Genomic DNA, 5602 nt, shown 5'->3' with positions numbered 1-5602 from the left:
ATTCGTACACCGCACATCGGACAAAAAACAGCACGTCGCAAACGCGGAACATTGTACTTTCGGTCATGGCCGCGCCCAAACATGCGGTGCCGGTGGCCCCATTGCCAAACCGCCGATTGAAGGCAACAATGTCGGTCGACGCCCGCGCGCCAGAAGCATTTAAAAACAGCCGCGCACAAAAAAGCGTCGGAGGAAATGCGGAGAACATCGCTGGCCAATTCACAGACGCGCTATGCATGCGGCCTGTCGGCGCTCACCACGGACGAGCCCGACATGGAGGCGTTCGCCAAGGCGATCGCACTGGAAGCAGCCGCCATCGACGCAGGCTTTGCCCTGCTGTTCTTTTCGCAGAGCCTGGTCGAAGCCAGCGCCCTTTCCCAGGCGCTCATGACCCACGCACCGGCGCTCCACCACGCCGGCTGTTCGACTGCCGGCGAGATCACGCCGCAAGGTCTCGAGGATGGCCATGTGCTGGCCATGCTGCTTCCGTCCACCGCGTTCACCGCCGTCAGCGTGATGGTCGAAAATCTGTCCTCGTCGGGTATGGACAGGATCACCGGCGAGGTGGAGACCCTGCGGCGATCGCTGCGCGCGCGCCTTGGTTGCGATCGGACCAAAGGCACTTTCGCGCTCTGCTTCATCGACGGGCTCTCTTATGCCGAAGAAGCGGTGAGTTCAGCCATCCACTGGGGCCTCGATGACATTCCGCTGCTTGGCGGCTCCGCCGGCGACGATCTGAAATTCGAGACGACGCGCCTGATCTCGAACGGCAAGGTCACCTCCGACAGCGCCATCATCGTGCTGATATCGACCGAAATTCCCTTCCATGTCTTCAAGACCGACAATTTCGTTCCCACCGATGAAAAACTGGTGGTGACGGCTTCCGATCCCGATCACCGCATCGTGCGCGAGTTCAATGCCACCAATGCGGCGCAGGAATATTCCGCGTCCGTCGGCATCGTCGCGCAGATGCTGACGCCACTGAGCTTCGCCTCGCATCCCGTGGTGGTGAAGGTGGGCGGCCAATATTATTGCCGGTCGATCCAGAAGATGCATGCCGACGGCTCGCTGTCGTTCTTCTGCGCCATAGACGATGGCGTCGTGCTGTCGATCGCTCAACCCAAGGACATGGTCGAATCGACGCGCGCCGCCCTGCGCGATGTCGAGGAGAGGCTCGGCGGTATCGACATGATCCTCGGCTTCGACTGCGTGCTGCGCCGGCTGGACGCGCGCAATCGGCAGGTGTTTCGCGAGATCTCGGAACTCTACCGGGTCAACAATGTCATCGGCTTCGGCACCTATGGCGAACAGTACCGGTCGATGCATCTGAATCAGACTTTTACCGGCATCGCCTTCGGCGAGCGCCAGGCGGCGGAATAGGACGGCGCAACAAGATGCCGCTGAGGGACATAAACGATCTTGAAAAGCTGAAGAAGATCAACGCGGCACTGGTCAGCCGCGTCGAGCGCTCGATGGACCAGCAAGGCAACGCCTTTTCGCTGTTTCAGACCGCGATCTCGCTGGAAAACCGGGTGCGCACCCGCACCGAGGAACTGCACTCGACCTTGCGGCGGCTGGAGCAGTCGAACATCGACCTCAGCGCCGCCAAGGAAAACGCCGAATTGGCGAACCTGTCGAAAACCCGTTTCCTCGCCGCTGCCAGCCACGACGTGCTGCAGCCGCTGAACGCGGCCCATCTCTCGGTTTCGGCGCTCGCCGAAGTTCAGACCAGTGACGAGGGCAAGAAACTGGTGCGGCAGGTCGAGCGCTCGCTGGAGACGATGGAGGACCTGCTGCGAACCCTGCTCGACATATCAAAGCTCGATGCCGGCGTGGTGCAGCCCGACATGAGCGATGTCAGCTTGGAGGCGCTGTTCTCGTCGCTCCGCTCGGATTTCCTGCCGGTGGCGGAGATGAAAGGCCTGTCGCTGAAATTCCGGCCGGTCCATGCGGTGGTCCGCTCCGACCGCACGCTGCTGCGCCGCATCCTGCAGAACATTCTTTCCAACGCGCTGGGCTATACACGCTCGGGCGGCGTGCTTGTCGGCACCAGGCATCGCGGCGACACCATCCGCATCGACGTCGCCGATACTGGCTGCGGCATTCCCGACGACCAGCGCGAGGCGGTGTTCGAGGAGTTCCACCGCGGCACCTCGCCGGCCAATGCCGAACTGGACGGTGGCGGTCTCGGGCTCGGGCTTGCCATCGTGCGCCGCATGGCCAGCGCGCTCGGCCATCCCGTGACATTCTCGTCGAAGGTCGAACGCGGCACGATCTTCCACATCGATGTTCCCGTCGGCATCGGTGCGCCAACCGATGCCATCGCCAGGGTTGCCGACATGGAACGGCCGCGCGGCTATGGCCTGTTCGGCACCAAGGTGCTGCTGGTCGAGAACGATATCGAAGTGCTGCAGGCCATGACCTTCCTGCTCGAACGCTGGCAATGCCTGGTGCGGGCCGCGACCTCGACCGACGATGCGCTCGACATGCTTGGCGACACCGACTGGGTGCCCGACATCGTCATTGCCGACCAGCATCTCGACGGCGGCGATCTCGGCACCACGACCATCGCCGAAGTCCGCGACTATCTCGGCCGCGCCGTGCCGGCGCTGATCGTCACCGCCGACAGTTCGGAAGCAGTCGCCAAAGCCGCCCGCTCCGGCGGCATCGAACTGATGCGCAAGCCGCTGAAACCGGCGCAGCTAAGGGCCCTGCTGGCGCATTTGCTGGCTTAGCTTCATACCCTCCCATTGATGGGAGGGTTAAGTTCAAAACCCCGCCTGATCCCTGAAAAGCTCCGCATTGTCCAGCTTCGACACCTCGATCACCGCCTGCGTGCGGCTGTAGACATTGAGCTTGCGCAATATCTCCGAGACATGCGCCTTCACGGTCGTCTCGCCCACCTGCAACTCGTAGGCGATCTGCTTGTTGAGCAGGCCTTGGCGCAACATCTGCAGCACGCGCAGTTGCTGGGGCGTCAGCGTCGACAGGCGCTGCACCATGTCGGCGCGGTCGACGCTTTCGGCGTCCGGCGTGCGGCCTTCATAGGTTTCCGGGACATAGATCGCGCCTTCCATCACCGAGCGTATGGCGGCGGCGAGGTCGCTCTTGCGTGCCGATTTGGGGATGAAGCCGGCAGCGCCGTAGGACAGCGCCTCGGAAATGATCTTCGGCTCCTCATAGCCTGAGACGATGACCACGGGCAGGCGCGGATAGCGGGTCCGGAGTTGCAGCAGCCCGTCAAAACCATGCACGTCGGGCATCGAAAGGTCGAGAAGCGCGAGGTCGAACGGCTTGGCATCGGCCAGAAGATCGAGCGCTTCAGTGATCGAGCGTGCCTCCACCGTGTCGACTTCCGGATAGGCCATCTGCACGGCGCTGTGCAGCGCCTCGCGAAACAGCGGATGGTCGTCGATGATCAGGAACCGGGCGCGATCGTGGGTTGCGGTCATGGGGTTCATTTCAGTTCGTGAGCGATTAGAATAACCTCTCCACCATGGCCAGATTATTGCCAAATAGTATATCGCCATCTCCCGCGGAAAGTGCCGCCGGCACTTTCTCGACCAAATCGCCTTGTCCAGCCCCCCAAATCGGTCGAATGTTCCGGCAACCAAGCAGAGACCCTTGATGACAGAATTCGTCCTTCCCCTGCCCGCAACCGCATCGGTGGCCGTTGCCGGCTCGTCCGATCGTTTCGCGGTGCGCCGTATCTACTGCGTCGGCCGCAACTACGCGGCGCATGCCCGAGAATTCGGCAATGACGAGCGTGATCCGCCCTTCTTCTTCACCAAGCCGGCCGATGCGGTGGTCGATTCCGGCACTGCTATCCCCTATCCGCCGCTGACGGCCAATCTGCACCACGAGATCGAACTGGTGGCCGCGATCGGCAAAGCCGGCTTCCGCATTCCCCGCGACAAGGCACTGGACCATGTCTGGGGCTATGGTGTCGGCATCGACCTCACCCGCCGCGACCTGCAGGACGAGGCCAAGAAGGCCGCCCGGCCCTGGGACTGGTCGAAGGCCTTCGACCGCTCCGCCCCTTGCGGCCCGCTGGTGCAAGCGCAGGAATCCGGCCACCCGCAGAAGGGCCGCATCTGGCTCGCCGTCAACGGCAAGATCAGGCAGGATGCCGACCTCGCCGAACTGATCTGGCCGATATCGGATATCGTGTCGATCTGCAGCGAGGCGATGGAACTCGAGCCCGGCGACCTGATCTTCACCGGTACGCCGGCAGGCGTCGGCGCGGTTGGCCCCGGCGACACGATGACCGGCGGCGTCGACGGCATCGGGACCATCGAAGTGACCATCGGCCAGCCGAAGTGAGGCCATGAGCGAACTCGTCCTGCACAATTACTATCGCTCCTCCACCTCCTATCGGGTGCGGATCGCGCTGGAGATGAAGGGGCTGAGCTACGACTACGTCCCGCATCATTTGCGCCATGGCGAGCATCTGGAACCAGCCTATCTCGCGGTCAATCCGCAAGGGCTGGTGCCGGCGCTGATCCTCGGCGACGGCACGCTGCTGACGCAATCGCTGGCGATCATCGAATTCCTCGACGAGACCAGCCCGGAACCACCGCTGCTGCCGAAGGACCCGGCCGGCCGGGCCCGCGTGAGAATGCTGGCGCAGATGATCGCCTGCGACATTCACCCGGTGAACAATCTGCGTGTGCTGACCTCGCTGCGCACCCTGTTCGGCGCCGGCGACGAGGACATCACCAATTGGTTCCGTCACTGGGTGAACGAGGGCTTTCAGCCGCTTGAAAAGATCATGGCGTCGGCGGCGGAGACGGGTACATTCTGCCATGGCGACGCGGCGGGCTTGGCCGACATCTGCCTCGCCGCGCAGATTGCCAGCAACGCCCGGTTCGGCGTCGACTTGACCCCCTACCCGACGATCGCGCGCATCAACGCCGCCTGCATTGCGCTGCCGGCCTTCCAGAAAGCCGCGCCCCAGAACCAGATCGATGCCGAGTAGAAAAGCCACCGACCCAGGTGAAGCCAAGGCGCTGGCCGATATAGAGGCTTATGGCTGCCACATCTTGCATGTGCTGGAGGAAGGCGCCGATCCGCCTTTCACCTATTCGGTTGGAATAGAGCACAACTTCAAGGCGCCGGAACTCATCGTCATCGGCCTGAAGCCGGAAATCTCCCAGTTCATCATCAGCGAGTATTGCAGCCGCGTCCGCTCCGGCGAGGTTTTCCAACCAGGGCAGCGATCGTCCGGTTTTATCGAAGGTTTCGACTGTCAATTCGGCGCCGTTCATATCGACCACTACCGCGAGCATTTCGGCTGGGACCTCTGGTTCTACGACGGCCTGGATTTCGGTGTTCTCCAGCTGATCTATCCCACTGTGGACGGCATCTGGCCGTGGCAGGCCCAGGCGAGCGACTGGTTCCGAGCCTGGCAGCCGCTTCTCGACACCGCGCCGTCGCCATAGGCCTATCTGCCGACGCGCAGCGTCAACGCCCAGAACAGCAACGCCAACAGGCCGATGCCGGCCCCAAGCACACAGACGCCGCTCCAGCCCATTGCACCATGAGCCATGGTCGAGGCGATCGAGCCCAAGGCGCTGCCGACCGAGTAGAAGATCATGTAGCC

Annotated in this window: 7 protein-coding genes and 1 pseudogene; 5 read left to right on the top strand and 3 right to left on the bottom strand. The window is 62.8% G+C overall.

All coding sequences use genetic code 11. The features are described from left to right. On the bottom strand, positions 1 to 208 hold a 208-nt coding region (locus tag EN749_RS38285), incomplete at its 3' end, for a hypothetical protein (RefSeq protein WP_206525636.1). On the opposite strand from EN749_RS38285, the gene EN749_RS29510 reads away from it, so the two are divergent. Then, positions 196 to 1380, top strand: coding sequence for an FIST signal transduction protein (locus EN749_RS29510; protein WP_127329575.1), 1185 nt, complete (start codon positions 196 to 198; stop codon positions 1378 to 1380). The two genes, EN749_RS38285 and EN749_RS29510, sit on opposite strands and share 13 nt — an antisense overlap. Positions 1381 to 1394: 14 nt before the next feature. Next, positions 1395 to 2735: a hybrid sensor histidine kinase/response regulator gene (locus EN749_RS29505; RefSeq protein WP_127396088.1), complete on the top strand. Its 1341-nt coding sequence runs from the start codon at positions 1395 to 1397 to the stop codon at positions 2733 to 2735. 33 nt (positions 2736 to 2768) lie between these two features. On the opposite strand, the gene EN749_RS29500 is transcribed toward EN749_RS29505, so the two are convergent. Next, a complete protein-coding gene (locus EN749_RS29500) occupies positions 2769 to 3452 on the bottom strand; it encodes a response regulator transcription factor (protein WP_027039066.1) in 684 nt (227 codons plus the stop codon). A gap of 175 nt (positions 3453 to 3627) precedes the next feature. Between EN749_RS29500 and EN749_RS29495 the strand changes: the two genes are divergently transcribed. The 3 genes from EN749_RS29495 to EN749_RS29485 are packed head-to-tail and all read left to right on the top strand — an operon-like array spanning position 3628 to position 5441. Next, positions 3628 to 4323 (top strand): fumarylacetoacetate hydrolase family protein, encoded by a 696-nt coding sequence (locus EN749_RS29495; RefSeq protein WP_127810248.1) that lies wholly within the window; start codon positions 3628 to 3630, stop codon positions 4321 to 4323. A 4-nt stretch (positions 4324 to 4327) separates the two neighbouring features. Next, entirely contained in the window at positions 4328 to 4978 is a 651-nt protein-coding gene (maiA, locus tag EN749_RS29490) for a maleylacetoacetate isomerase (RefSeq protein ID WP_128364478.1), read from the top strand. Next, complete coding sequence (locus EN749_RS29485) at positions 4968 to 5441, top strand: DUF4262 domain-containing protein (protein WP_128364477.1); 474 nt, start codon at positions 4968 to 4970, stop codon at positions 5439 to 5441. Before maiA ends, EN749_RS29485 begins: the two co-directional genes overlap by 11 nt. Before the next feature lie 2 nt (positions 5442 to 5443). Here the strand turns inward: EN749_RS29485 and EN749_RS39095 are convergent. Continuing rightward, positions 5444 to 5602: pseudogene (locus tag EN749_RS39095) on the bottom strand (MFS transporter); the annotation flags it as partial.

It is taken from the genome of Mesorhizobium sp. M7A.F.Ca.ET.027.02.1.1 (genome assembly GCF_004022985.1).
Classification (GTDB): Bacteria; Pseudomonadota; Alphaproteobacteria; order Rhizobiales; family Rhizobiaceae; genus Mesorhizobium.
The sequence above is the reverse complement of the archived record's forward strand: the minus strand, read 5'-3'. Positions and strand labels throughout refer to the sequence as shown.